Here is a 25,505-nt window from a genome sequence, read left to right on the forward strand (position 1 = left end):
CGGCGGGTTCGCACTCGCCGTCGTAAGCCACCTCCCTCTTCCCGTAACCCAAGACTTCAGAATTTAGAGAACAAGAGAGAACAGGGACCATATGTCCAGCGAATCCTCCTTCGGCCTCATGCAGATCGGCCTCGCCACCGCGGAAGACATCCGTGGCTGGTCGTACGGCGAGGTTAAGAAGCCGGAAACCATCAACTACCGCACGCTCAAGCCCGAGAAGGACGGCCTCTTCTGCGAGAAGATCTTCGGCCCGTCCCGCGACTGGGAATGCTACTGCGGTAAGTACAAGCGCGTGCGCTTCAAGGGCATCATCTGCGAGCGGTGTGGCGTTGAGGTCACCCGTGCGAAGGTCCGCCGTGAGCGCATGGGCCACATCGAACTCGCCGCCCCGGTCACGCACATCTGGTACTTCAAGGGTGTTCCCTCCCGCCTGGGCTACCTCCTTGACCTGGCACCGAAGGACCTCGAAAAGGTCATCTACTTCGCGGCCTACATGATCACGAGCGTCGACGCCGACAGCCGCCACGAAGAACTGCCCAACCTCCAGGTTGAGCACGACATCGAGAAGAAGCAGCTGATCGACAACCGCGACTCGGACATCGCCACGATCGCCCGCGACCTTGAGAACGAGCTTGCCCGTCTCGAAGGCGAAGGCGCGAAGGCTGCCGACAAGAAGAAGGCCCGCGACTCCGCTGACCGCCAGATGGCGAACGTACGCAAGCGTGCCGACGCCGAAATCGAGCGCCTCGAGCAGGTCTGGGACCGCTTCAAGAACCTCAAGGTCGCCGACCTCGAAGGTGACGAAGGCCTGTACCGCGAACTGCGCGACCGCTACGGCATGTACTTCGAAGGCTCCATGGGTGCCGAGGCCATCAAGAAGCGTCTTGAGAACTTCGACATGCAGGCCGAGTCGGACATGCTGCGCGACATCATCGCCAACGGCAAGGGCCAGCGCAAGACCCGTGCCCTGAAGCGGCTCAAGGTGGTCAACGCGTTCCTGACGACCAACAACAGCCCGCTCGGCATGGTGCTGGACGCCGTCCCGGTGATCCCGCCGGAACTGCGCCCGATGGTCCAGCTGGACGGTGGCCGCTTCGCGACCTCCGACCTCAACGACCTCTACCGCCGAGTGATCAACCGCAACAACCGCCTCAAGCGCCTGCTTGACCTCGGTGCTCCGGAGATCATCGTCAACAACGAGAAGCGCATGCTTCAGGAAGCTGTTGACAGCCTCTTCGACAACGGCCGCCGTGGCCGTCCGGTCACCGGACCGGGCAACCGTCCGCTGAAGTCCCTGAGCGACATGCTTAAGGGCAAGCAGGGCCGTTTCCGCCAGAACCTCCTCGGCAAGCGCGTCGACTACTCCGGCCGTTCGGTCATCGTCGTCGGCCCGCAGCTGAAGCTGCACCAGTGTGGTCTGCCCAAGCAGATGGCCCTGGAGCTCTTCAAGCCGTTCGTGATGAAGCGCCTGGTGGACCTCAACCACGCCCAGAACATCAAGTCGGCCAAGCGCATGGTGGAGCGTTACCGTCCGCAGGTCTGGGACGTCCTCGAAGAGATCATCACCGAGCACCCCGTGCTGCTGAACCGTGCACCTACCCTGCACCGTCTCGGCATCCAGGCGTTCGAGCCGCAGCTTGTTGAAGGCAAGGCAATCCAGCTGCACCCGCTGGTTTGTGGCGCTTTCAACGCCGACTTCGACGGCGACCAGATGGCAGTCCACCTGCCGCTGAGCCCCGAAGCCCAGGCCGAGGCCCGCATCCTGATGCTCTCCTCGAACAACATCCTGAAGCCGTCTGACGGCCGCCCGGTGACCCTGCCGTCGCAGGATATGATCATCGGTCTCTACCACCTGACCACCAAGCGTGTCGGTTCAGCTGGCGAAGGCCGGATCTTCTCCTCGGTCGCGGAAGCCATCATGGCCTACGACCTTCACGAGCTGCACCTGAACTCCAAGGTCAAGATCCGGCTCGAGGGCTTCGTGCCCTACGCGGGCTGGGAAGCCCCGGAGGGCTGGGAGCCCGGTCAGATGGCACTGGTCGAGACCTCCCTCGGCCAGGTCATCTTCAACCAGACGCTGCCCGCGGATTACCCGTGGGTTGAGGATGTTGCCGACAAGGGCGAGCTGTCCCGGATCGTCAACGACCTCGCCGAGCGCTACCCGAAGGTGATCACGGCGGCAACGCTGGACAACCTGAAGGATGCCGGTTTCTACTGGGCCACCCGCTCCGGCGTGACCGTTGCCATCTCCGACATCGAGGTGCCCACGGACAAGCCGCGGATCCTCGCCGGTTACGAGACCATGGCCGCCAAGATCCAGGGCCAGTACGACAAGGGCCTGATCGACGACGACGAGCGTCGCCAGGAACTGATCGAAATCTGGAACAAGGCAACGAACGAGATCGCCCAGGCGATGCGTGACAGCCTGTCCCCGATGAACACGATCAACCGCATGGTGTCCTCGGGCGCACGTGGTAACTGGATGCAGGTCCGTCAGATCGCGGGTATCCGTGGCCTGGTGGCCAACCCTAAGGGTGAAATCATCCCGCGTCCGATCAAGTCCTCCTACCGCGAGGGCCTCTCGGTGCTGGAATACTTCATCGCCACGCACGGTGCCCGTAAGGGTCTGGCTGACACCGCCCTGCGTACCGCCAACTCGGGTTACCTGACCCGTCGTCTGGTGGACGTGTCGCAGGACGTCATTGTCCGCGAAGAGGACTGCGGTACCGAGCGCGGCCTGATGACCGCCATCGCCGTGGCCGACGCCAACGGCGTCCTCGTCCTGGACGAGAACGTCGAGAACAGCGCCTACGCCCGCACCCTGGCCGTCGACGTCGTCGACTCCAAGGGCAAGGTCCTGGCAGCTGCCGGCACCGACTGCGGCGACGTCGTCATTGCCGAACTGTTCGCAGCCGGCATCACCGAGGTCAAGGTCCGCTCTGTACTCACCTGTGAGTCCAGCGTCGGCACCTGCGCCCTGTGCTACGGCCGTTCGCTGGCCACTGGCAAGACCGTCGACATCGGTGAGGCCGTGGGCATCATTGCCGCGCAGTCCATCGGTGAGCCGGGTACCCAGCTGACCATGCGTACGTTCCACACCGGTGGTGCTGTTTCCGCCAGCGGTGGCGACGACATCACCCAGGGTCTGCCCCGTATCCAGGAGCTCTTCGAAGCCCGTACTCCGAAGGGTGTCGCACCGATTGCTGAAGCAGCCGGCCGCATCACCATCGAAGAGTCCGAGCGCCAGATGCGCCTGGTCATCACCCCGGATGACGGATCTGAAGAGATCGCCTACCCGGTGCTGCGCCGTTCACGTCTTCTCATCGAAGACGGCGATCACGTCAGCGTTGGCCAGAAGCTCATCAACGGCCCGGTCGACCCCAAGCAGGTGCTGCGCATCATGGGTCCCCGTGCCGCGCAGAAGTTCCTGGTGGACGAAGTCCAGGGCGTGTACCGCAGCCAGGGCATCGGTATCCACGACAAGCACGTCGAGGTTATCGTCCGCCAGATGCTGCGCCGCGTCACGGTCATCGAGTCCGGCGAATCGGACCTGCTGCCCGGCGAGCTCGCCGAACGCAGCCGTTTCGAAGAGGCCAACCGCCGCGTTGTGTCCGAGGGCAAGACGCCGGCATCCGGGCGTCCCGAGCTCATGGGCATCACCAAGGCGTCCCTGGCGACCGAGTCCTGGCTGTCCGCAGCTTCCTTCCAGGAGACCACCCGCGTTCTGACGCAGGCGGCCATGGAAGGCAAGAGCGATCCGCTGCTCGGCCTCAAGGAAAACGTCATCATCGGTAAGCTCATCCCGGCCGGCACGGGTCTCCCGCGCTACACCGAGGTCACCGTGGAACCCACTGAAGAAGCAAAGGCCAACCTGTTCACCGGCCCCAGCGCATTCAGTGACTTCTCCTACGACTCGCTGGGCGGCGACGGAGCTCCCGAGTTCCACGCCATCCCGCTGGATGACTACGATCTCGGCAGCGACTTCCGCTGAGCTGAGTGACTGACAGGCCCCGTTCCCACCTCGGTGGGGGCGGGGCCTTTCCAGTGGTAAAACCCCGCCGATTAAGGGCTGGGACCCGTCCGTGTTAGACTTGAGACTAATTGTTATTGTGGCAGTGGATGAGTGCGCCGGTTTGAGCCAGACAGCTTGCAGCTGAAAGGTTCAACCAGGACGACGTTTCCGGTTTGCAGGGTTCTTGTGCAACGTATGCCACATTTTCGCATGCCTAGGGGCAGTTCGGGTCGAAAGTCCTTGGACCCCGGCGTGCGGTCCGACTATTAAGGCTTCGCCTCAGCTGCTCTGGAGAGAACTTCAAAGCTCGGGCGGCGAGGCGCAGCGACAAGAGAGCGGCCGCCAACGGCCGCTCCGGATAAAACGGAGAACACGAGAGTGCCTACGATTAACCAGCTGGTCCGCAAGGGCCGCACGCCTAAGGTCAAAAAGACCAAGGCTCCCGCGCTTAACGGCAGCCCGATGCGCCGCGGTGTTTGCACCCGCGTTTACACGACGACCCCGAAGAAGCCGAACTCGGCTCTGCGTAAGGTTGCTCGCGTACGCCTCAACGGCGGCATTGAAGTCACCGCATACATCCCCGGTGTGGGCCACAACCTGCAGGAGCACTCCATTGTGCTCGTCCGCGGCGGCCGCGTGAAGGACCTTCCGGGTGTCCGCTACAAGATCGTCCGTGGCGCCCTCGATACCCAGGGTGTCAAGAACCGTAAGCAGGCTCGCAGCCGCTACGGCGCAAAGATGGAGAAGAAGTAATATGCCTCGCAAGGGTCCGGCCCCCAAGCGGCCGCTAGTTCTAGATCCCGTTTACGGCTCCCCGCTGGTCACCCAGCTCATCAACAAGGTGCTGGTTGACGGCAAGAAGTCCACCGCAGAGCGCATCGTTTACGGTGCACTCGAGGGTGCTCGCGCCAAGTCCGGCGGCGACCCCGTTGCAGCCCTCAAGAAGGCCATGGAGAACGTCAAGCCTTCGCTTGAGGTCCGCTCCCGCCGTGTTGGTGGCGCCACCTACCAGGTTCCCGTTGAGGTCAAGCCGGGCCGTTCCACGGCCCTCGCCCTCCGCTGGCTGGTTGGCTACTCCAAGGCCCGCCGCGAAAAGACCATGACCGAGCGCCTCCAGAACGAAATCCTGGATGCCTCGAACGGTCTCGGTGCCGCTGTGAAGCGTCGCGAAGACACCCACAAGATGGCCGAGTCCAACAAGGCCTTCGCACACTACCGCTGGTAATACTTCCCGGACGCCGCCGGCTCGACTGAGCCGGCGGCGAACGTGCAGTCCATCCGAAAGGGAGACACCGTGGCACAGGACGTGCTTACCGACCTTAGCAAGGTCCGCAATATCGGCATCATGGCCCACATCGATGCTGGCAAGACCACTACTACCGAGCGCATCCTGTTCTACACGGGTGTGAACCACAAGATCGGCGAAACGCACGACGGCGCTTCGACGACTGACTGGATGGAACAGGAAAAGGAACGCGGCATCACCATCACGTCTGCCGCCGTGACCTGCTTCTGGGAAAACAACCAGATCAACATCATCGACACCCCCGGCCACGTGGACTTCACGGTCGAGGTTGAGCGCTCCCTGCGCGTCCTCGACGGCGCAGTCGCCGTGTTCGACGGCAAGGAAGGCGTGGAGCCGCAGTCCGAGACTGTTTGGCGCCAGGCTGACAAGTACAACGTTCCGCGCATCTGCTTCGTCAACAAGATGGACAAGCTCGGCGCTGACTTCTACTTCACCGTCGACACCATCATCAGCCGCCTCGGTGCCAAGCCGCTCGTCATGCAGCTGCCGATCGGCGCCGAGAACGACTTCATCGGCGTCGTCGACCTCCTTTACATGCGTTCGCTGGTCTGGCCCGGCGACGCCAAGGGTGACGTCACCATGGGTGCCAAGTACGAGATCCGCGAGATCCCGGCTGACCTCCAGGCGAAGGCCGAAGAGTACCGCGCAACGCTCATTGAGACCGTTGCCGAGTCCTCCGAGGAACTCATGGAGAAGTACCTTGAGGGCGAAGAGATCAGCATCGATGAGCTCAAGGCCGGCATCCGCAAGATGACGATCAACTCTGAGATCTACCCGGTCTTCTGTGGTTCTGCATTCAAGAACCGCGGCGTTCAGCCCATGCTCGACGCTGTGGTGGACTACCTGCCGAACCCGCTCGACGTCCCGCCGATGATCGGTCACGATCCCCGCGACGAAGAGAAGGAGCTTACCCGTAAGCCCTCCTCTGAAGAGCCTTTCTCCGCACTGGCGTTCAAGATCGCCGCGCACCCCTTCTTCGGCCAGCTGACCTTCGTCCGCGTGTACTCCGGTCACGTGGAAGCAGGCTCGCAGGTGGTCAACTCCACCAAGGGCAAGAAGGAGCGCATCGGCAAGCTGTTCCAGATGCACGCCAACAAGGAAATGCCCGTCGAAGGCGCTACCGCCGGCCACATCTACGCAGCGATCGGCCTCAAGGACACCACCACGGGCGACACCCTGTGCGATCCGGCCAACCAGATTGTCCTCGAGTCCATGAGCTTCCCGGAGCCCGTGATCTCGGTTGCGATCGAGCCGAACACGAAGGGTGACCAGGAGAAGCTCTCCACGGCCATCCAGAAGCTCTCCGCTGAGGACCCGACCTTCCAGGTCTCCCTCAACGAGGACACCGGCCAGACCATCATCGCCGGCATGGGCGAGCTCCACCTGGACATCCTGGTGGACCGCATGCGCCGCGAATTCAAGGTCGAGGCAAACGTTGGCAAGCCGCAGGTTGCTTACCGCGAAACCATCAAGCGTGCTGTAGAGCGTCACGACTACACGCACAAGAAGCAGACCGGTGGTTCCGGCCAGTTCGCAAAGATCCAGATCGCGATCGAGCCGCTGGACACCTCAGGTGGCGAGCTGTACGAGTTCGAGAACAAGGTCACCGGTGGCCGCGTTCCGCGCGAGTACATCCCGTCGGTCGACGCCGGCATCCAGGATGCGCTTAACGACGGCGTCCTGGCCGGTTACCCGGTTGTCGGCATCAAGGCGACGCTGATTGACGGCGCGTACCACGATGTTGACTCCTCGGAAATGGCGTTCAAGATCGCCGGCCGTATGGCTTTCAAGGAAGCCGCACGCAAGGCGAACCCTGTCCTGCTCGAACCGCTGATGGATGTCGAGGTCCGCACCCCTGAGGAATACATGGGTGAAGTTATCGGTGACCTCAACTCCCGCCGTGGCCAGATGCAGTCCATGGAAGATGCCCAGGGCGTCAAGGTTATTCGCGCACACGTCCCGCTGTCCGGCATGTTCGGCTACATCGGTGACCTGCGCTCGAAGACCCAGGGCCGCGCTGTGTACTCCATGACGTTCAACAGCTACGCCGAGGTCCCGAAGGCAGTCGCCGACGAGATCATCCAGAAGAACCGCGGCGAGTAGTCTTCTAGACGCCTCGCAGCAACAAGAAACTCGGGTGCGTCTCCGCCAGCGGAGACACATCTGGTGCAAGTGGCCGGACTCCGGTCAGCTGTAGTCCGGCCAGGCCGGAGTTCGGCCGCCTGCACGAACAGGCTCTAGGCACTAGCATTAGTACCTGAATCTGCAATTTCATCAATCCAAAGCCCCCCAAGTAGACTTACTGGAGTTTCTGCCGCGACAAGCGCGGCCGAAGGGTAAGTCAATTTGAAAACGTTCTAGGAGGAACCTGTGGCAAAGGCAAAGTTCGAGCGGACTAAGCCGCACGTTAACATCGGTACCATTGGTCACGTTGACCACGGTAAGACGACGCTGACGGCCGCCATTTCCAAGGTGCTGTACGACAAGTACCCGACTCTCAACGAGAAGCGTGACTTCGCGTCGATTGACTCTGCTCCCGAAGAGCGTCAGCGCGGCATTACCATCAACATCTCCCACGTTGAGTACCAGACCGAGAAGCGCCACTACGCACACGTAGACGCTCCGGGTCACGCTGACTACATCAAGAACATGATCACCGGCGCTGCTCAAATGGACGGTGCAATCCTCGTGGTTGCCGCCACTGACGGCCCGATGGCTCAGACCCGCGAGCACGTTCTGCTCGCCCGCCAGGTTGGCGTTCCCTACCTGCTGGTCGCGCTGAACAAGGCTGACATGGTTGACGACGAAGAGCTCCTCGACCTCGTTGAAATGGAAGTTCGCGAGCTGCTCAGCTCGCAGGGCTTCGATGGCGACGAGGCTCCGGTTGTTCGCGTTTCCGGCCTGAAGGCCCTCGAAGGCGACCCCGTCTGGGTCAAGTCCGTTGAGGACCTCATGGCTGCTGTCGACGAGTCCGTTCCGGACCCCGTACGTGACCGTGACAAGCCCTTCCTGATGCCGATCGAAGATGTCTTCACGATCACCGGCCGTGGCACCGTTGTTACGGGCCGCGCCGAGCGTGGAACCCTCGCCATCAACTCCGAGGTCGAGATCGTCGGCATCCGCCCGGTCCAGAAGACCACGGTTACCGGTATCGAGATGTTCCACAAGCAGCTCGACGAAGCATGGGCCGGCGAGAACTGTGGCCTCCTGCTCCGCGGTCTGAAGCGCGACGATGTCGAGCGTGGCCAGGTTGTCGTCAAGCCGGGTTCCATCACCCCGCACACCGACTTCGAGGCTAACGTCTACATCCTCTCCAAGGACGAAGGCGGACGTCACAACCCGTTCTACTCCAACTACCGCCCGCAGTTCTACTTCCGCACCACGGACGTAACCGGCGTTATCACCCTGCCGGAAGGCACGGAAATGGTTATGCCCGGCGACAACACTGAGATGACCGTTGCGCTCATCCAGCCGATCGCAATGGAAGAGGGCCTCGGCTTCGCTATCCGCGAAGGCGGCCGCACCGTTGGTTCAGGACGCGTCACCAAGATCATCAAGTAATTACTTGCCGATCTGATGCTTTGCCCCTGATCAGCCAGCCGTCTGGCAGCTGAGAAGAGGATCGGGAACAGCCCCGCTGCACTTGCAGCGGGGCTGTTCCTTTTAAGTTCCTGATACCTTTGCAGGAAGGGAAGGGAGCTCACCATGGGCTGGTTCATTTTTCTGTTGATCGCCGCCGCGGTCGTCGTCGCGTTCTTTTGGGCGAAGAGGCACTTCCGCCAGGAGATCGAGCGCGCCAAGCGCATCAATAGGTCCAACCGCAACCAGTAGCAGCGGCCGGGCGGGGCTCAGGCCCGGCGTGCCCGCGCGAGGGCCTGGTACCAGTAGTACGAGTCTTTCGGCGTGCGCTTGAGGCTCGTGAAATCGACGTGCACCAGGCCGAAGCGCTGCGAGTAGCCGGCCGCCCATTCGAAGTTGTCCATCAGCGTCCAGACGTAATAGCCGAGCAGTTCGACGTCGTGGGCCACGCCCCCGGGGGAGGTCGCCTCCACCGCCTGGCTGAGATGTGCGGCGAGATAGCTGATCCGGCCGGCATCGGGAATGGGGCCGGTGACGTGGTCCGGTTCGGGGAAGCTCGCCCCGCTCTCGGTGATGTAGAGCGGCGGCAGCGAGGACCCGTACCGGTCCTTCAGCTCCCGGAGCAGGATCCCCAGGTGGTCAGGAGCGACCGGCCAGCCGAATCCTGTGCGTTCATACTCCGGGAACGCGGCCATGTGGAACGGGACTTTCAGCATCGCCTCCGCGGTTGCCGAGGGGCTGTCGACGCCGCGGCCCGTGGCCACCTTCACGGGGTAGTAATAGTTCAGACCGTAGAAATCCAGCGGCTGGTGGATCGTGGCCAGGTCCGCGTCGCTGATGCTCCGCATTGAACGGAACCACGGCCGGGCGATCAGCGGCAGCCGGGGAAAGCGGCCCAGGAGGATCGGGTCAGCGTAGAGCCGGTTCAGCACGAAGTCGAACACCCTGGCCAGCATCCTGTCTGTTGGCGAACCGGAAGCAGGCCGGACGGGGGAATGCAGGTTCGTGACGCCGACGGCGCCGGCGACGCCCTCCGCGCGCAGCGCCTGAACCGCCAGCCCGTGCCCCAGGAGCTGATGCCGCACCGACGGCAGGGCATCGAAGAGCAGGCCGCGGCCGGGTGCGTGGACGCCCAGGGCGTAGCCGTTCAGGGTAACCGAGGCGGGCTCGTTCAGCGTCACCCACTGCGCCACGCGGTCGCCGAACCGCTTGCCGGCGGCCGCGCTGTACTCGGCGAACCGTTCCGCCGTCGAACGGTTCATCCAGCCGCCCCGGTGCTCGAGGGGCAGCGGCGTATCCCAGTGGTAGAGAGTGGCCATGGGGGAGATGCCGGCGGCGAGGAGCCGGTCGATCAGGCGGTCGTAGAAGTCCAGCCCGGCCGCATTGAAGCGGCCGCTGCCCTCGGGCTGGACCCGCGGCCACGAGATCGAAAAGCGGTAGGAATCGATCCCGAGATCCCGCATCAGTTCGATGTCTTCCTCGGCGCGGTTGTAGTGGTCGCAGGCCACGGCGGGGGAGTGCCCGTGCAGGATGTTGCCGGGCTTTTCGGCAAAGGCGTCCCAGCCGGAGGGGCCGCGGCCGCCGGCGGCAAGGCTGCCCTCGATCTGGAATGCCGCGGAGGAAACACCCAGGGTGAATCCCGGGCTCAGGCGTGCGGCGAGGGCCTGAACTGCTACAGAGTCCTGCACAGTCATGCCCCTATCATCCATTCGACGGCGATTCAGGACAATGGCCCTCCGGCAGTGATTGCACCGCCGTGCAGAGGGCTGATTCGCTTCTGCCCGCAAATTCCGGCATACTAGATGAGTTGTTCAAGCGCTCTTTCGCGTCCCGATCCGGATAATGCCGGATGCCAGGGTCCAAGTAAGAGACCAAACATAACCCACTCCCCATGGAATTGCGGACGCGTACGTGTGAAAACATGCGACACGCCCGACCGCGGGGGTCGGTTGCGTCGGCAGGTTGAGGAACCCGGATCTTTCCGGATTCAGCTTGTGCGGCGGGTGGTAGTCACGACTTCAAATGCTTCGGCAGCCATACAACTAGTAAGTGAACAGGGCAGCCCTAATCAGGGGAAGCACAGACTGAAAGAGAGTCAGGCGACATGGCGGGACAAAAAATCCGCATCCGGCTGAAGTCATATGACCACGAGGTCATTGACGTTTCAGCACGGAAGATCGTTGAGACGGTCACGCGCGCAGGCGCAACTGTAGTTGGCCCCGTGCCGCTGCCGACGGAGAAGAACGTTTACTGCGTTATTCGCTCTCCGCACAAGTACAAGGACAGCCGCGAGCACTTCGAAATGCGCACGCACAAGCGTCTTATCGACATCATCGACCCCACGCCCAAGGCTGTTGATTCGCTCATGCGTCTCGACCTGCCGGCCGACGTGAACATCGAAATCAAGCTGTAGGGAGGTGCTGAGAGACTATGACCGCAACCCGTAACGTAAAGGGCCTGCTGGGCACGAAGCTCGGCATGACCCAGGTCTGGGACGAGAACAACAAGCTCATCCCCGTCACTGTGGTCCAGGCTGACTCGAACGTCATCACGCAGCTGCGCAACGCAGAAACTGATGGCTATGTCGCCGTTCAGATCGGCTACGGCCAGATCGATCCCCGCAAGGTCACCAAGCCGCTGGCTGGTCACTTTGAAAAGGCAGGCGTCACGCCTCGCCGCCACGTCGTAGAACTGCGCACTGCAGATGCTGACTCTTACGAGCTGGGCCAGGAGCTCTCCGTAGAGCTCTTCGAAGCCGGCCAGAAGATCGACGTCGTTGGCACCACCAAGGGTAAGGGCTTCGCCGGTGTTATGAAGCGTCACGGCTTCCACGGCGTTGGAGCTTCCCACGGTGCCCACAAGAACCACCGTAAGCCCGGTTCAATCGGTGGCGCATCCACCCCGAGCCGCGTCTTCAAGGGCATGAAAATGGCCGGCCGCATGGGCGCCGTTCGTCACACCACGCTGAACCTCACGGTCCACGCGGTTGACGTCGAGAAGTCGCTGCTCCTGATCAAGGGCGCCGTTCCCGGCGCCCGCGGCCAGGTCGTACTCGTACGCACCGCCGTGAAGGGAGCCTAGTTCAATGACTAGCACTGTCAAGGTTGACCTGCCTGCAGAGATCTTCGACGTACAGACCAACGTGCCGCTGCTGCACCAGGTCGTCGTTGCCCAGCTCGCTGCTGCTCGCCAGGGTACCCACAAGACCAAGACCCGCGCCGAGGTTTCCGGTGCAGGTCGCAAGCCGTTCAAGCAGAAGGGCACCGGCCGCGCCCGTCAGGGTTCCATCCGTGCTCCTCACATGACCGGTGGTGGCGTTGTCCACGGCCCCACGCCGCGTGACTACAGCCAGCGCACCCCCAAGAAGATGATTGCTGCTGCACTGCGCGGCGCACTCTCGGACCGCGCCCGCAACGGCCGCGTCCACGTCGTTGCTGACCTGGTTGCCGGCTCCACGCCGTCCTCCAAGGAAGCACTGGCAACCCTGCGCGGAGTTTCCGAGCGCAAGAACCTGCTCGTTGTCATTGAGCGCGCCAACGATGTTGCTGCACTGTCCGTGCGCAACCTCGAGGAAGTTCACGTTCTGTACGCAGACCAGCTGAACACCTACGACGTTCTCGTTTCCGACGACGTAGTCTTCACCAAGGCTGCCTACGAAGCATTCGTTGCTGACAAGGTTGCAAAGAACGAGGAGGATGCCAAGTGAGTGCAGCCACCATCAAAGACCCGCGTGACGTCGTGCTTGCACCCGTTGTCTCGGAAAAGAGCTACGGCCTGATCGACGAGGGCAAGTACACCTTCCTGGTGGACCCCCGCTCGAACAAGACCGAGATCAAGCTGGCCGTGGAGAAGATTTTCTCCGTCAAGGTCGAATCGATCAACACCATCAACCGTGCCGGTAAGCGCAAGCGCACCAAATTCGGCTGGGGTACCCGCAAGAACACCAAGCGTGCAATTGTGAGCCTCAAAGAAGGCACTATCGACATCTTCGGCGGTCCGCTTTCATAGCGGAGACCACTTTAACGAGGAAATAAATTATGGGAATCCGTAAATACAAGCCGACTACCCCGGGCCGTCGCGGCTCGAGCGTAGCGGACTTCACTGAAATCACGCGGTCGACGCCGGAAAAGTCGTTGGTACGTCCCCTCCCGAAAAAGGGTGGCCGTAACAACTCCGGTAAGATCACGACCCGTCACAAGGGTGGTGGACACAAGCGCCAGTACCGTCTGATCGACTTCCGTCGCCACGACAAGGACGGCGTCAACGCCCGCGTTGCCGAAATCGAGTACGACCCGAACCGCACGGCTCGGATCGCCCTCCTGCACTACGTTGATGGCACCAAGCGTTACATCATCGCCCCGAACAAGCTGTCCCAGGGCGACTTCGTAGAGGCCGGCGCCGACGCTGACATCAAGCCCGGCAACAACCTTCCGCTGCGCAACATCCCGGTCGGTACCGTAATCCACGCAGTCGAACTGCGTCCGGGTGGCGGCGCCAAGATGGGCCGCTCCGCCGGCGCATCGATCCAGCTCGTTGCAAAGGAAGGCCGTTTCGCCCAGCTGCGTCTGCCTTCCGGCGAAATCCGCAACGTTGACGTGCGCTGCCGCGCAACCGTCGGCGAGGTCGGCAACGCCGAGCAGTCGAACATCAACTGGGGCAAGGCCGGCCGTATGCGGTGGAAGGGCGTTCGCCCGACCGTCCGTGGTGTCGCCATGAACCCGGTTGACCACCCCCACGGTGGTGGCGAGGGTAAGACGTCCGGTGGACGTCACCCCGTCAACCCGAACGGTAAGCGCGAAGGCCGCACCCGCCGTCCCAACAAAGAGAGCGACAAGCTTATTGTTCGTCGCCGTCGTACTGGCAAGAACAAGCGATAGGAGCCTGGACACATGCCACGCAGCCTGAAAAAAGGTCCTTTCGTTGACCAGCACCTCTTTGTAAAGGTAGCCAGGGAAAACGAAAAGGGCACCAAGAACGTCATCAAGACCTGGTCCCGCCGTTCGATGATCGTCCCCGACATGCTCGGCCACACGATCGCCGTACACGACGGACGCAAGCACATCCCCGTGTTTGTCACTGAGTCGATGGTCGGGCACAAGCTCGGCGAATTCGCTCCCACGCGGACATTCCGCGGCCATGTCAAGGACGACCGTAAGGGCAAGCGCCGCTAGGCGCCTGCACTTACGTCAAAGACGAGAGAAGGAAAGCAATGGAAGCCAAGGCAATTGCGCGTCACATCCGCGTAACGCCTATGAAGGCCCGGCGCGTCGTCAACCTTGTTCGTGGTAAGCAAGCGAATGAGGCTCTGGCAATTCTGAAGTTTGCCCCCCAGGCAGCTTCGGAGCCGGTATTCAAGGTAGTTCAGTCGGCAATCTCCAACGCCCGGGTCCTCGCGGACCGCGACGGCGTGGCGTTTGACGAAGGTGACCTCATCATCAGCGAAGCGTTTGTTGATGAAGGCCCGACCATGAAGCGGTTCCAGCCGCGAGCCCAGGGTCGTGCATTTCAGATCAAGAAGCGCACGAGCCACATCACCGTGGTAGTCGCTACCCCGGAGAAAGAGGAGGCTCGCTAAGTGGGACAGAAAGTTAACCCGCACGGGTTCCGACTCGGCATCACCACCGATCACGTATCGCACTGGTTCGCCGACAGCACCAAGGCCGGCCAGCGGTACAAGGACTTCGTTCGCGAAGACATCCGTATCCGCCAGCTCATGTCCACGGGCATGGAGCGCGCCGGTATCGCCAAGGTCGAAATCGAGCGCACCCGCGACCGTGTCCGCGTGGATATCCACACGGCACGTCCGGGCATCGTCATCGGCCGCCGCGGCGCTGAAGCAGACCGCATCCGCGGCGAGCTTGAGAAGCTCACGGGCAAGCAGGTTCAGCTGAACATCCTCGAGGTCAAGAACCCCGAGATGGAAGCCCAGCTTGTTGCCCAGGGCGTTGCAGAGCAGCTGACTTCCCGCGTGGCTTTCCGCCGTGCGATGAAGAAGGCCATGCAGTCCGCACAGCGCGCCGGTGCCAAGGGCATCCGGATCGCTTGCTCGGGTCGACTGGGCGGCGCAGAAATGTCCCGCTCGGAGTTCTACCGCGAAGGCCGTGTGCCCCTGCACACCCTGCGTGCGAACATCGACTACGGCTTCTACGAGGCCAAGACCACCTTCGGCCGCATCGGCGTGAAGGTCTGGATCTACAAGGGCGACGTCACTGCCAAGGAACTGGCTCAGCAGGCAGCTGCTGCTCCGTCCCGTGGCCGTGCCGGCGACCGCCCGGGCCGCCCGGGTGGCGCCGACCGTGGTGACCGCCGCCGTCGTCCCGACCGCCCCGCAGCCGAGGCAGCACCTGCCGCCGAAGCTCCGGCTGTCGAAGCCGGTGCCGCAGGCACGGCACAGTCAGTAGAAGGAGGACAGGCTTAAATGCTTATCCCACGTCGAGTCAAGCACCGTAAGCAGCACCACCCGGGTCGTTCCGGCGCTGCTACGGGCGGCACCCAGGTCTCCTTCGGTGAGTGGGGCATCCAGGCGCTGAGCCCGGCCTACGTCACGAACCGTCAGATCGAATCTGCCCGTATCGCGATGACCCGCCACATCAAGCGTGGCGGAAAGGTCTGGATCAACATTTACCCGGACCGTCCGCTGACGAAGAAGCCGGCCGAAACCCGCATGGGTTCCGGTAAGGGTTCTCCGGAATGGTGGGTCTCAAACGTCAAGCCGGGCCGGGTTCTCTTCGAACTCTCCGGTGTCAGTGAAGAGGTAGCTCGCGAGGCCCTGCGCCTGGCAATCCACAAGCTGCCGTTGAAGGCACGCATTGTGCGTCGCGAAGGTGGTGAGTAGAAATGGCAGTAGGATCCAAGGAACTTGCATCCGCACAGCTGGACGGTTTCGACAACGAGCGTCTCGTTGAAGAACTCCGCAAGGCCAAGGAAGAGCTGTTCAACCTGCGTTTCCAGTCCGCCACCGGTCAGCTGGAGAACCACGGTCGTCTGCGCGCGGTAAAGAAGGACATCGCCCGCATCTACACCGTTCTCCGTGAGCGCGAACTCGGCATTCGTGCCGAGGTTGCCGCACCGGTTGTGGAAGCCAAGGAAGAGAAGAAGTCCAAGAAGGCTGCAACCAAGAAGGCTGAGAAGGCTGAAACGGTTGAATCCGAGGAGGATGCCAAGTGAGTGAAAAGGACGAGAACGTGACGGAAACTGTTTCCGACGCAGCCAAGGCTGACGAGCGCGGTTACCGTAAGACGAAGCGCGGCTACGTCGTCTCGGACAAGATGGAAAAGACCATCACTGTCCAGGTCGAAGACCGCGTGAAGCACGCCCTCTACGGCAAGGTCATCCGCCGCAACGCCAAGATCAAGGCTCACGACGAAGAGAACAGCGCCGGCATCGGCGACCTGGTGCTCCTTGCCGAGACCCGCCCGCTGTCCGCTACCAAGCGGTGGCGTCTGGTCGAGATCCTCGAGAAGGCCAAGTAACACCTGCACCTGTTTGCCTGGTGATACAGCAGAAGCCCTCGTTCCCCTTTGGGGGAGCGGGGGCTTCTGCGTTGCCGGCAGCCGCCGCAGCGGCAGCCTGCGACCGGCGGCAGCCGTTTACCGTGCCCGTCACGCGAAGCAGCCTTTGGGGGCTTACGACTGGGGGCTTACGACGCCGGCGGTCCGGGTTCCCGGGGCGCGCGGCGGCGGGCGGGCCCAAAGCCTGTCCGGCGTGGCGGCGCCGCGGCTGCGGGGAGAGGTGTGCAGGCTCCATGGCTGTGATATGGGGATACGCCTAAAACGTGCTAAGATTTTGAGTTTGTATGGCGCCTTTTGCGCGCCGTCATCAACCTCGTAAACAATCGTGCCACGGCATAGTGCCCCCTTGCGCCCCGACTCGTCGGGAACCGCCTGGGAAGCAAATGTTTTTGGCACGGGCGTTTAGGCCTGGTCTGGCAAAATCCAGGCAGGTCAAGAGACACCCCGATCAACCGTTCCGCAAGGCTCATTCCGTAGGAAGATTTTCGGTCTGAGAACCAGCGCGACGCAAGGAGTAAATAGTGATTCAGCAGGAGTCGCGACTCAAGGTCGCCGACAACACGGGTGCTAAGGAAATCCTTACCATTCGCGTTCTCGGTGGATCTGGCCGTCGCTACGCAGGCATTGGCGACGTAATCGTCGCTACCGTCAAGGACGCAATTCCGGGCGGCAACGTAAAGAAGGGCGACGTCGTCAAGGCTGTCATCGTCCGTACCAAGAAGGAACGCCGCCGTGCGGATGGTTCCTACATCAAGTTTGACGAGAACGCAGCCGTCATCCTGAAGAACGACGGTGACCCCCGCGGTACCCGTATCTTCGGACCGGTTGGTCGTGAACTTCGCGACAAGAAGTTCATGAAGATCGTTTCTCTGGCTCCGGAGGTGCTCTAGTCCATGGCTAAGATCAAAAAGGGTGACCTCGTTCAGGTCATCACTGGCGCCAAGGCTGAGCGCGGTGGCGACAAGGGTAAGCAGGGCAAGGTTCTGCGCGTGTACCCGGAGACCAACCGCGTGTTGGTTGAAGGCATTAACCGCGTAACCAAGCACACCAAGGTCGGTCAGTCGCAGCGCGGCACCAAGACCGGTGGCATCGAGGTCGTCGAGGCTTCGATCCACATCTCCAACGTGGCTCTGGTTGACCCGTCCACCAAGAAGCCCACCCGCGTCGGTTTCCGCACCGAGACCGTTGAGCGCGATGGCGTGAAGCGTGACGTGCGCGTCCGCGTGGCCAAGAGCTCAGGGAAGGACATCTAATGACTGAGACTCTCGAGACTCCGGCAAGCAAGATCGTTCCTCGTCTGAAGACCAAGTACGCCGATTCCATCAAGAACACGCTGACTGAGGAATTCAAGTACCAGAACGTCAACCAGGTTCCCCGCCTGGTGAAGGTCGTTGTGAACATGGGTGTTGGAGATGCCGCCAAGGACTCCAAGCTGATCGACGGCGCTGTCCGCGATCTGACCCTGATCACCGGCCAGAAGCCGCAGGTAACCAAGGCCCGCAAGTCGATCGCACAGTTCAAGCTGCGCGAAGGCATGCCGATCGGTGCACACGCAACTCTGCGTGGGGACCGCATGTGGGAATTCCTGGACCGTCTGGTCACGCTGGCCCTGCCGCGTATCCGCGACTTCCGTGGCCTCAGCGGCAAGCAGTTCGATGGCAACGGCAACTACACCTTCGGTCTGACCGAGCAGGTTATGTTCCACGAGATCGACCAGGATTCCATTGACCGCGTTCGCGGTATGGACATCACCGTCGTGACCACTGCCAAGACCGACGACGAAGGCCGCGCGCTGCTGAAGGCGCTTGGCTTCCCGTTCAAGACCGAAGACTAATCTAGCTACGTAAAAGGTCCGCCCGCGCTCCTTTCCGAATTCTGTTCGGGACAACCAGCACGGCGGAAACCGTTATGAGGAAGGGCAAGAGCCCACATGACAATGACAGATCCCGTCGCAGACATGCTTACGCGTCTGCGCAACGCTAACTCGGCATACCACGATTCCGTGACCATGCCGTACAGCAAGCTCAAGGCACGCGTTGCCGACATCCTGAAGGCTGAAGGTTACATCGCCTCCTGGAAAGAAGAAGACGCTGAGGTTGGCAAGAAGCTGACCCTCGAGCTCAAGTTCGGTCCGAACCGCGAGCGTTCAATCGCTGGCGTTCGTCGTATTTCCAAGCCGGGACTGCGCGTTTACGCAAAGTCCACCAACCTGCCGCACGTGCTCGGTGGCCTGGGTGTCGCAATCCTGTCCACCTCTTCCGGCCTCTTGACTGACAAGCAGGCCGGCAAGAAGGGCGTGGGCGGCGAAGTCCTCGCTTACGTCTGGTAACGGGAAAGGAAGAGAATAATGTCACGTATTGGACGTCTCCCCATCACCGTTCCTGCCGGCGTTGAGGTCAAGGTTGACGGCTCTGTCGTCAGCGTCAAGGGTTCCAAAGGCGAGCTGAGCCACACTGTGGCCAGCCCGATCGAGGTTTCCCTGGAAGATGGCACCCTGACTGTCGCCCGCCCGAACGACGAGCGCGCCTCACGTTCGCTGCACGGCCTGACCCGCACCCTGATCGCCAACATGATCCAGGGCGTCACCGCAGGCTACGAGAAGAAGCTTGAGATTGTCGGTACCGGTTACCGCGTCCAGGCCAAGGGTTCTGACCTGGAGTTCGCTCTGGGCTACAGCCACCCGGTCAACGTCTCGGCACCGAACGGCATCACCTTTGCAGTTGAGACCCCGACCAAGCTCTCTGTTTCAGGTATCTCCAAGCAGCAGGTCGGCGAGGTTGCTGCCAACATTCGCAAGCTGCGGAAGCCGGACCCCTACAAGGGCAAGGGCATCCGTTACGCAGGCGAAGTCATCCGCCGCAAGGTCGGAAAGGCTGGTAAGTAACCATGGCGATCGCAATTAACAAGAAGCGTACGAACAAGAGCAAGTCTGCCCAGCGCAGCCGCCGCCAGCTTCGTATCCGCAAGCGCATCTCCGGAACGGCTGTACGCCCGCGTCTGGTCGTCAACCGCTCCGCACGTCACGTATTCGTCCAGGTTGTCGATGACACCAAGGGCCTGACCGTGGCAAGCGCCTCCACACTGGAAGCCGACCTTCGTGCATTCGACGGTGACAAGACCGCCAAGGCCAAGCGCGTTGGCGAACTGGTCGCCGAGCGTGCCAAGGCTGCCGGTATCGAAGCAGTTGTCTTCGACCGCGGTGGTAACAAGTACCACGGCCGGATCGCCGCCGTCGCTGACGGCGCACGTGAAGGTGGGCTGGCACTGTGACCGAAAATAACGAAAAGGACATTCAGGTGACTGAAGCTGTAGCTGCTCCGGCAACTGAGACCGCTGCGCCTGCTACCACTGACGACCGCCGTGGTGGCGCTCGTCGTGGCGAGCGTGGCGACCGCGGCCAGGGCCGTGGCGACCGTGGCGGCCGTGGTGGCCGTGACGGCGGCCGCGAGGCCGAGAAGAGCCAGTTCGTAGAGCGCGTCGTAACCATCAACCGCGTTTCCAAGGTCGTCAAGGGTGGTCGTCGCTTCAGCTTCACCGCCCTCGTCGTCGTCGGTGACGGCAACGGCATGGTCGGCGTCGGCTACGGCAAGGCAAAGGAAGTTCCTGCCGCTATCGCGAAGGGCGTTGAAGAGGCCAAGAAGTCCTTCTTCCGCGTTCCCCGCATCGGCAGCACCATCCCGCACCGCGTTCAGGGTGAGGCCGCCGCAGGCGTCGTCATGCTGCGCCCGGCTTCCGCCGGTACCGGTGTTATCGCCGGTGGCCCGGTCCGTGCAGTACTGGAGTGCGTGGGCATCCACGACATCCTCTCCAAGTCGCTCGGTTCTTCCAACGCCATCAACATCGTTCACGCGACCGTTGACGCGCTGAAGCGCCTCGAAGAGCCGGCAGCAGTGGCAGCACGCCGCGGCCTGCCGCTCGACGAGATCGCCCCGCCGGCAATGGTCAAGGCGCTCCTGAACCAGAAGGCAGGTGTCTGAGTCATGGCTAAGAACGTGCTTGTCTCCGACGCAAAGTTGGAGATCACTCAGATCAAGTCCGCCATTGGCGGCAAGCAGAACCAGCGCGACACCCTGCGGTCCCTCGGCCTGAAGCGGATCGGACACACCGTTGTCCGCACCGCCGACGCCGTGACCGTCGGGATGCTCAACACGGTTCCGCACCTGGTAAAGGTAGAGGAGGCGAAGTAAATGGCAGAGAAGAACACCGCCGAAAAGGCACAGGGCGCCGCTGAGAAGCAGAACGCACTGAAGGTTCACCACCTGCGTCCCGCCCCGGGTGCCAAGACCGCCAAGACCCGTGTTGGTCGTGGTGAAGGTTCCAAGGGTAAGACCGCTGGTCGCGGTACCAAGGGTACGAAGGCCCGCTACCAGATCAAGGCTGGCTTTGCCGGCGGCCAGCTGCCGCTGCACATGCGCCTGCCGAAGCTGCGCGGCTTCAAGAACCCGTTCCGGGTTGAGTACCAGGTTGTAAACCTGGACAAGCTCAACGAGCTGTTCCCGGAAGGTGGCGCTGTCACCGTGGAGAACCTGGTCGAAAAGGGTGCCGTTCGCAAGAACCAGCCCGTCAAGGTGCTGGGCACCGGCGACATCACCGTCAAGGTTGACGTCACCGTCCACGCATTCTCGGCCAGCGCTGCTGACAAGATTGCTGCAGCAGGCGGAAGCACCACCGCCCTCTAACGAGGCGGCGGGGCATTTGCCCGTTGTTGAAACTCCCGGTACCAGGGGCTCAGGCCCCCGGTGCCGGGAGTTTTTTTCATTTTCCGGGCCCCGCCGATTGTTCGCGGGGCGCATCCACCCGTTAGACTCGGTTGTTGGGTTTATTTGACCTGTCTCACACGACTTTACTTATTACTCAGGAGGACGCTTGCTTAGCGCATTTGGCCGGGCCTTTCGCACGCCTGATCTGCGACGCAAGTTGTTGTTCACGCTGGGAATCATCACAATCTTCCGCTTGGGTGCCTTCATCCCCTCGCCTGGTGTGAGCTACCAGAATGTCCAGCAATGCTTGCAGAACGGTCAGACCTCGGGCGGGATCTACCAGCTCGTCAACCTGTTCAGCGGCGGTGCATTGCTGCAGGTGTCCATCTTTGCCCTCGGCATCATGCCGTACATCACCGCCAGCATCATCGTCCAGCTGCTCCGGGTGGTCATTCCCCGCTTCCAGCAGCTGTACGAGGAGGGCGCGTCAGGGCAGTCGAAACTGACCCAGTACACCCGCTACCTCACGATCGCACTTGGCCTGCTCAATGCCACGACACTGGTGTCGCTGGCACGCTCCGGCCAGCTGCTGCCTAACTGCCAGCTGCCCATCATCCCGGACAGCTCGATCGTCACCACGGTCCTGATCATCATCACGCTCACGGCCGGCACCGGCCTGATCATGTGGATGGGCGAGCTCGTGACGGAAAAGGGCGTCGGCAACGGCATGTCCCTGCTGATCTTCACGTCCATCGCCGCAGGCTTCCCCGGCTCGCTCGGTGCGATCTGGAAGGCCCAGGGCCCCGGCACGTTCTTCCTGGTCCTGATCATCGGCCTGCTCACCGTGGCGCTGGTGGTCTTCGTGGAGCAGTCCCAGCGCCGGATCCCGGTGCAGTACGCCAAGCGGATGATCGGCCGCCGCACGGTCGGCGGAACCAGCACCTACATCCCCATCAAGGTGAACATGGCCGGCGTCGTGCCCGTCATCTTCGCCTCGTCCATGCTCTACCTGCCGGGGCTGATCTCACAGTTCAACCAGCCCAAGGCCGGCGAGCCGGTACAGCCCTGGGTTGAGTGGATCAACAACAACCTCACCAAGGGCGACCACCCGATCTATATGGCACTGTATTTCGCCATGATTGTGTTTTTCACCTACTTCTATGTTGCGATTACTTTCAACCCCGAAGAGGTCTCGGACAACATGAAGAAGTACGGCGGCTTCATTCCGGGCATCCGCGCCGGCAAACCGACCGCGGACTATCTTCAGTACGTCCTATCCCGGATCACCCTGCCCGGCGCCTTCTACCTCGGCTTCGTGGCATTGATCCCGCTGGTTGCACTGGTCCTGATTAACGCGAACCAGAACTTCCCGTTCGGCGGCACCTCGATCCTGATCATGGTGGGCGTCGGTCTGGAGACCGTGAAGCAGATTGATGCGCAACTACAGCAACGTCACTACGAAGGGCTTTTGCGATGACGAGAATGTTGATTATCGGACCTCCCGGGTCCGGCAAGGGAACGCAGGCGGAACGCATTTCAGAACGCCTCGGCGTCGTTGCGATCTCCACCGGAGACATCTTCCGCGCCAACGTCAAGGGTGAGACTCCGCTCGGCGTCGAAGCCAAGAAGTACATGGACGCCGGCGACTTCGTCCCGGACAGCGTCACCAACAAGATGGTGCGCGACCGCCTCAATGAGGACGACGTCGAGGCAGGCTTCCTGCTCGACGGGTACCCGCGCACCACCGCGCAGGTGGACTACCTCGAAGACATCCTCGCCGGCGCTGACCAGAAGCTCGACGTCGTGCTCCAGCTCACCGCTGACGACGAGGAACTGGTTACCCGCCTCCTGGGCCGTGCCAAGGAAACCGGCCGCAGCGACGATAACGAAGGCGTTATCCGTCACCGGCTGGACCTGTACCACGAGCAGACCGAACCTGTGGTGGCCAAGTATGCCGAACGCGGCATCCTGACCCAGGTGGACGGCATCGGTGCCATCGACGAAGTCACCGAGCGCGTCATGGAAGCGATCAAGTCGGCCCAGGCCGCCTGATCCTCACCCCTGATCCACGCATGCTCATTGCGGCTGACGCAGAACAGAGACGCAGTGCAGAAGGGCGCGTTCCGTACCATCGGGTACGGGACGCGCCCTTCGGCGTTGGGTGGCCCCGCAGCGAGCCCGTTCCGAACCGTTGAACCGGTACGGGAGAATAGAGCTTGAAGACTTGGGTTGATGACCCATGGTGGAGGCCCGGGATCCAGCCCGCCCGGACCGCGAGAGAAAATTTTGAGGTAGCGATGGCATTCGGCCAGGCACGCATTGAATACAAGACCAACGCCCAGATGCGCACGATGCACGAGGCCGGACTAGTCCTGAGCCGGGCACTGGATGCGGCGGTGGCCGCCGCGGCCCCCGGCGTCACCACTGCCCGGCTGGATGAGGTCTTCGCCGCCGTGCTCCAGGACGCCGGCGCCAAGTCCAACTTCCTCGGCTACCACGGGTTCCCGGCCACGATCTGCACCTCGGTGAACGAAGAGGTGGTGCACGGCATCCCCGGCGGCCGGGTCCTGGCGGACGGCGACATCATCTCGATCGACGGCGGCGCGATCGTGGACGGCTGGCACTCCGATTCGGCGCGGACCGTGATTGTCGGCACCGCCGATCCCGAAGACGTTCGCCTCTCCGAGGTTACCGAGGAAGCCATGTGGCGTGGCATCGCAGCCCTGGCCGCCGGGAAATTCGTGGGCGATATCGGCAACGCCGTGGACGACTACGTCTCCTCCGTGCCGGGCAAACCGCTGGGCATCCTGGAGGACTATGTAGGGCACGGAATCGGCTCCGAGATGCACATGGCGCCGGACGTGCTGAACTACCGCACCGGCCACCGCGGGCCGAAGATCCGCCCGGGGCTGTGCCTCGCAATCGAGCCCATGCTGGTCCGGGGCAGCATCGAGACCGCAATCCTGGACGACGACTGGACCGTCGTCACCACGGATGGCAAGCGCTCCTGCCAGTGGGAGCACTCGGTGGCCGTGCACGAGAAGGGGATCTGGGTCCTCTCGGCACCTGACGGGGGAGCGGCGAAACTGGCGCCGCTCGGCGTCGTGCCCGTCCCGATTCCCTAGGCCCGAACTACAAGGCGACTCGCGGGATTTCTGGCGACGCGCAAAATCCCTGGCGACACCGGAATACGGTAGCGCCAGGGATTTTGCGTGTCGCAGGTCAGCCGGGGCGCACAATGGAGCCATGGGAGCAACAGGAGCCATCACAGACGTGGCCGGCATCCGGATAGGCCATGTCCAGAAGTCCGGCGACGGCTGGCTGAGCGGAGTGACTGTGGTTCTCCCGCCGCCGGGCACCGTCGGCTCGGTCGACGTCCGGGGCGGCGGGCCTGCGACGCATGAGACGGACTCACTGGATCCCACCACGCTGTCCCAGACCGTGGACGCCGTGGTCCTGACCGGGGGCAGCGCCTTTGGCCTCGCAGCCGCGGGCGGCGCCATGCGCTGGTGCGAGGAGAACGGCCGAGGCTTCACGGTCCCCGGCGGGCTTGTTCCGATCGTGCCGGCGGCCGCGATTTTCGACCTGGGCCGCGGCGGCGATTTCTCCGCCCGCCCTGGAGAGGCGATGGGCTACGCGGCGACGGCCGCCGCCGCCGGGCAGCCGGAAGGGCACGACGTCGAACGCGGCAACGTCGGCGCCGGCACAGGAGCGGCAATCGGCAGGGGCACGTACAAAGGGGGAGTGGGCACAGCCTCCCTCACCCTAGAAAACGGGGTGACCGTCGGCGCCATTGCGGTCGTCAACGCGCTCGGACTGCCGTGGGGCACATCGCCGCAGCAGGCGGAACCCGGCAGCGTGCGTCTAAGCGACGAAGGAGCGAGCACGCAGAGGGTTTCGGCTGTTGGGGCGGGAGGTGAGGCCGAAGCCGCAGACTACGGCGTTGGCGGTACGCCCCCGCCGCTCAACACCACGCTCGTCGTCGTCGCCACGGACGCCGTCCTGGACAAGGCGGACTGCAAACGCACCGCCTCGGCGGCCCATGCCGGAGTGGCCCGGGCTTTGAATCCAAGCCACACCCTCGCCGACGGCGATACCGTGTTCGCGCTGGCGACGGGCGCCGTCGCGCTTGACCGCAGCACCCCGGCGGCCCGGCAGATTAGCCTCATTACCCTGCAGAGCGCGGCCGCCGACGTCGTCCGGATGGCCATCCTCGACGGGATCTCGCAGGCGGAGGCAGTGACGACGGCGGCCGGGACGCTAGGTGCGTACGGACGCTGAGTGCGCTACGATGGGCGGATTTAACTTCGGATTTAACAATCCGGCCGCGATGGCGTAGTGTTGTCTGTTGGTTGTCTGCCCCGTTGTGCCCTTTTGGGGTCGGGTGGCACCAGCCA

31 protein-coding genes are annotated in these 25,505 nt (G+C 62.6%); 30 read left to right on the forward strand and 1 reads right to left on the reverse strand.

The features are described from left to right. The first annotated feature begins 91 nt into the window (after positions 1 to 91). From AC1D1A_RS04060 to AC1D1A_RS04085, 6 genes are all read left to right on the forward strand, one after another. Positions 92 to 3,991, forward strand: a complete 3,900-nt coding sequence (locus tag AC1D1A_RS04060) for a DNA-directed RNA polymerase subunit beta' (RefSeq protein ID WP_223913813.1) — start codon at positions 92 to 94, stop codon at positions 3,989 to 3,991. 399 nt (positions 3,992 to 4,390) lie between these two features. Continuing rightward, the gene (gene rpsL / locus AC1D1A_RS04065; protein WP_018773658.1) at positions 4,391 to 4,765 is read left to right on the forward strand and encodes a 30S ribosomal protein S12; all 375 of its coding nucleotides are present in this window, start codon (positions 4,391 to 4,393) and stop codon (positions 4,763 to 4,765) included. A 1-nt stretch (position 4,766) separates the two neighbouring features. Next, complete coding sequence (gene rpsG / locus AC1D1A_RS04070; RefSeq protein WP_011692813.1) at positions 4,767 to 5,237, forward strand: 30S ribosomal protein S7; 471 nt, start codon at positions 4,767 to 4,769, stop codon at positions 5,235 to 5,237. Between the two features lie 69 nt (positions 5,238 to 5,306). Beyond that, positions 5,307 to 7,421 (forward strand): elongation factor G, encoded by a 2,115-nt coding sequence (fusA, locus tag AC1D1A_RS04075; protein WP_079550516.1) that lies wholly within the window; start codon positions 5,307 to 5,309, stop codon positions 7,419 to 7,421. A gap of 267 nt (positions 7,422 to 7,688) precedes the next feature. Continuing rightward, complete coding sequence (gene tuf / locus AC1D1A_RS04080; protein ID WP_018773660.1) at positions 7,689 to 8,879, forward strand: elongation factor Tu; 1,191 nt, start codon at positions 7,689 to 7,691, stop codon at positions 8,877 to 8,879. A 144-nt stretch (positions 8,880 to 9,023) separates the two neighbouring features. Continuing rightward, on the forward strand, positions 9,024 to 9,149 hold the full coding sequence (locus tag AC1D1A_RS04085) for a hypothetical protein (protein ID WP_256860042.1): 126 nt from the start codon (positions 9,024 to 9,026) through the stop codon (positions 9,147 to 9,149). Between the two features lie 17 nt (positions 9,150 to 9,166). Here the strand turns inward: AC1D1A_RS04085 and AC1D1A_RS04090 are convergent, their stop codons facing one another. After that, positions 9,167 to 10,591 carry a GH1 family beta-glucosidase gene (locus AC1D1A_RS04090; RefSeq protein ID WP_476851484.1) on the reverse strand — a complete coding sequence of 475 codons (1,425 nt, stop codon included), beginning with the start codon at positions 10,589 to 10,591 and terminating at the stop codon, positions 9,167 to 9,169. Between the two features lie 410 nt (positions 10,592 to 11,001). Between AC1D1A_RS04090 and rpsJ the strand changes: the two genes are divergently transcribed. From rpsJ to AC1D1A_RS04210, 24 genes are all read left to right on the forward strand, one after another. Next, a complete protein-coding gene (gene rpsJ / locus AC1D1A_RS04095) occupies positions 11,002 to 11,310 on the forward strand; it encodes a 30S ribosomal protein S10 (RefSeq protein WP_003803825.1) in 309 nt (102 codons plus the stop codon). Between the two features lie 17 nt (positions 11,311 to 11,327). Further along, the gene (rplC, locus tag AC1D1A_RS04100; RefSeq protein ID WP_003803812.1) at positions 11,328 to 11,978 is read left to right on the forward strand and encodes a 50S ribosomal protein L3; all 651 of its coding nucleotides are present in this window, start codon (positions 11,328 to 11,330) and stop codon (positions 11,976 to 11,978) included. A gap of 4 nt (positions 11,979 to 11,982) precedes the next feature. Further along, positions 11,983 to 12,603: a 50S ribosomal protein L4 gene (gene rplD / locus AC1D1A_RS04105; RefSeq protein ID WP_028275117.1), complete on the forward strand. Its 621-nt coding sequence runs from the start codon at positions 11,983 to 11,985 to the stop codon at positions 12,601 to 12,603. After that, positions 12,600 to 12,905 carry a 50S ribosomal protein L23 gene (rplW, locus tag AC1D1A_RS04110; protein WP_018773664.1) on the forward strand — a complete coding sequence of 102 codons (306 nt, stop codon included), beginning with the start codon at positions 12,600 to 12,602 and terminating at the stop codon, positions 12,903 to 12,905. Before rplD ends, rplW begins: the two co-directional genes overlap by 4 nt. A gap of 29 nt (positions 12,906 to 12,934) precedes the next feature. Next, positions 12,935 to 13,774 carry a 50S ribosomal protein L2 gene (gene rplB / locus AC1D1A_RS04115; RefSeq protein WP_026266473.1) on the forward strand — a complete coding sequence of 280 codons (840 nt, stop codon included), beginning with the start codon at positions 12,935 to 12,937 and terminating at the stop codon, positions 13,772 to 13,774. Between the two features lie 12 nt (positions 13,775 to 13,786). Then, complete coding sequence (gene rpsS, locus AC1D1A_RS04120; protein ID WP_018773666.1) at positions 13,787 to 14,068, forward strand: 30S ribosomal protein S19; 282 nt, start codon at positions 13,787 to 13,789, stop codon at positions 14,066 to 14,068. Positions 14,069 to 14,106: 38 nt separating this feature from the next. Beyond that, entirely contained in the window at positions 14,107 to 14,472 is a 366-nt protein-coding gene (rplV, locus tag AC1D1A_RS04125) for a 50S ribosomal protein L22 (RefSeq protein ID WP_003803798.1), read from the forward strand. Then, a complete protein-coding gene (gene rpsC / locus AC1D1A_RS04130) occupies positions 14,473 to 15,315 on the forward strand; it encodes a 30S ribosomal protein S3 (protein ID WP_028275116.1) in 843 nt (280 codons plus the stop codon). It begins immediately after the preceding gene. Continuing rightward, entirely contained in the window at positions 15,316 to 15,732 is a 417-nt protein-coding gene (gene rplP / locus AC1D1A_RS04135; RefSeq protein ID WP_018773668.1) for a 50S ribosomal protein L16, read from the forward strand. Between the two features lie 2 nt (positions 15,733 to 15,734). Next, positions 15,735 to 16,064, forward strand: coding sequence for a 50S ribosomal protein L29 (gene rpmC / locus AC1D1A_RS04140; RefSeq protein WP_018773669.1), 330 nt, complete (start codon positions 15,735 to 15,737; stop codon positions 16,062 to 16,064). Continuing rightward, positions 16,061 to 16,369: a 30S ribosomal protein S17 gene (gene rpsQ, locus AC1D1A_RS04145; protein ID WP_018773670.1), complete on the forward strand. Its 309-nt coding sequence runs from the start codon at positions 16,061 to 16,063 to the stop codon at positions 16,367 to 16,369. Before rpmC ends, rpsQ begins: the two co-directional genes overlap by 4 nt. A gap of 560 nt (positions 16,370 to 16,929) precedes the next feature. Next, the gene (rplN, locus tag AC1D1A_RS04150) at positions 16,930 to 17,298 is read left to right on the forward strand and encodes a 50S ribosomal protein L14 (protein WP_003803789.1); all 369 of its coding nucleotides are present in this window, start codon (positions 16,930 to 16,932) and stop codon (positions 17,296 to 17,298) included. A gap of 3 nt (positions 17,299 to 17,301) precedes the next feature. Further along, positions 17,302 to 17,661: a 50S ribosomal protein L24 gene (gene rplX, locus AC1D1A_RS04155; protein WP_028275000.1), complete on the forward strand. Its 360-nt coding sequence runs from the start codon at positions 17,302 to 17,304 to the stop codon at positions 17,659 to 17,661. After that, positions 17,661 to 18,242: a 50S ribosomal protein L5 gene (rplE, locus tag AC1D1A_RS04160; protein WP_018773672.1), complete on the forward strand. Its 582-nt coding sequence runs from the start codon at positions 17,661 to 17,663 to the stop codon at positions 18,240 to 18,242. Before rplX ends, rplE begins: the two co-directional genes overlap by 1 nt. A gap of 96 nt (positions 18,243 to 18,338) precedes the next feature. Beyond that, entirely contained in the window at positions 18,339 to 18,737 is a 399-nt protein-coding gene (gene rpsH, locus AC1D1A_RS04165; RefSeq protein WP_018773673.1) for a 30S ribosomal protein S8, read from the forward strand. 18 nt (positions 18,738 to 18,755) lie between these two features. After that, a complete protein-coding gene (gene rplF, locus AC1D1A_RS04170; RefSeq protein ID WP_011692797.1) occupies positions 18,756 to 19,292 on the forward strand; it encodes a 50S ribosomal protein L6 in 537 nt (178 codons plus the stop codon). A gap of 2 nt (positions 19,293 to 19,294) precedes the next feature. After that, entirely contained in the window at positions 19,295 to 19,678 is a 384-nt protein-coding gene (rplR, locus tag AC1D1A_RS04175; protein ID WP_018773674.1) for a 50S ribosomal protein L18, read from the forward strand. A gap of 26 nt (positions 19,679 to 19,704) precedes the next feature. Continuing rightward, positions 19,705 to 20,385, forward strand: coding sequence for a 30S ribosomal protein S5 (gene rpsE, locus AC1D1A_RS04180; protein WP_173403037.1), 681 nt, complete (start codon positions 19,705 to 19,707; stop codon positions 20,383 to 20,385). A 3-nt stretch (positions 20,386 to 20,388) separates the two neighbouring features. Then, positions 20,389 to 20,595 carry a 50S ribosomal protein L30 gene (rpmD, locus tag AC1D1A_RS04185; protein ID WP_018773676.1) on the forward strand — a complete coding sequence of 69 codons (207 nt, stop codon included), beginning with the start codon at positions 20,389 to 20,391 and terminating at the stop codon, positions 20,593 to 20,595. Then, positions 20,596 to 21,087, forward strand: coding sequence for a 50S ribosomal protein L15 (rplO, locus tag AC1D1A_RS04190; protein ID WP_018773677.1), 492 nt, complete (start codon positions 20,596 to 20,598; stop codon positions 21,085 to 21,087). A gap of 187 nt (positions 21,088 to 21,274) precedes the next feature. Further along, on the forward strand, positions 21,275 to 22,585 hold the full coding sequence (gene secY / locus AC1D1A_RS04195; RefSeq protein ID WP_026266474.1) for a preprotein translocase subunit SecY: 1,311 nt from the start codon (positions 21,275 to 21,277) through the stop codon (positions 22,583 to 22,585). Positions 22,586 to 22,590: 5 nt separating this feature from the next. Beyond that, complete coding sequence (locus AC1D1A_RS04200; RefSeq protein ID WP_173403039.1) at positions 22,591 to 23,160, forward strand: adenylate kinase; 570 nt, start codon at positions 22,591 to 22,593, stop codon at positions 23,158 to 23,160. Positions 23,161 to 23,405: 245 nt separating this feature from the next. Beyond that, positions 23,406 to 24,233 carry a type I methionyl aminopeptidase gene (gene map / locus AC1D1A_RS04205; protein WP_476947189.1) on the forward strand — a complete coding sequence of 276 codons (828 nt, stop codon included), beginning with the start codon at positions 23,406 to 23,408 and terminating at the stop codon, positions 24,231 to 24,233. Positions 24,234 to 24,354: 121 nt separating this feature from the next. Continuing rightward, positions 24,355 to 25,389 (forward strand): P1 family peptidase, encoded by a 1,035-nt coding sequence (locus tag AC1D1A_RS04210; protein WP_476947190.1) that lies wholly within the window; start codon positions 24,355 to 24,357, stop codon positions 25,387 to 25,389. Positions 25,390 to 25,505 lie beyond the last annotated feature (116 nt).

This window comes from Arthrobacter sp. P1_B9, assembly GCF_056406495.1.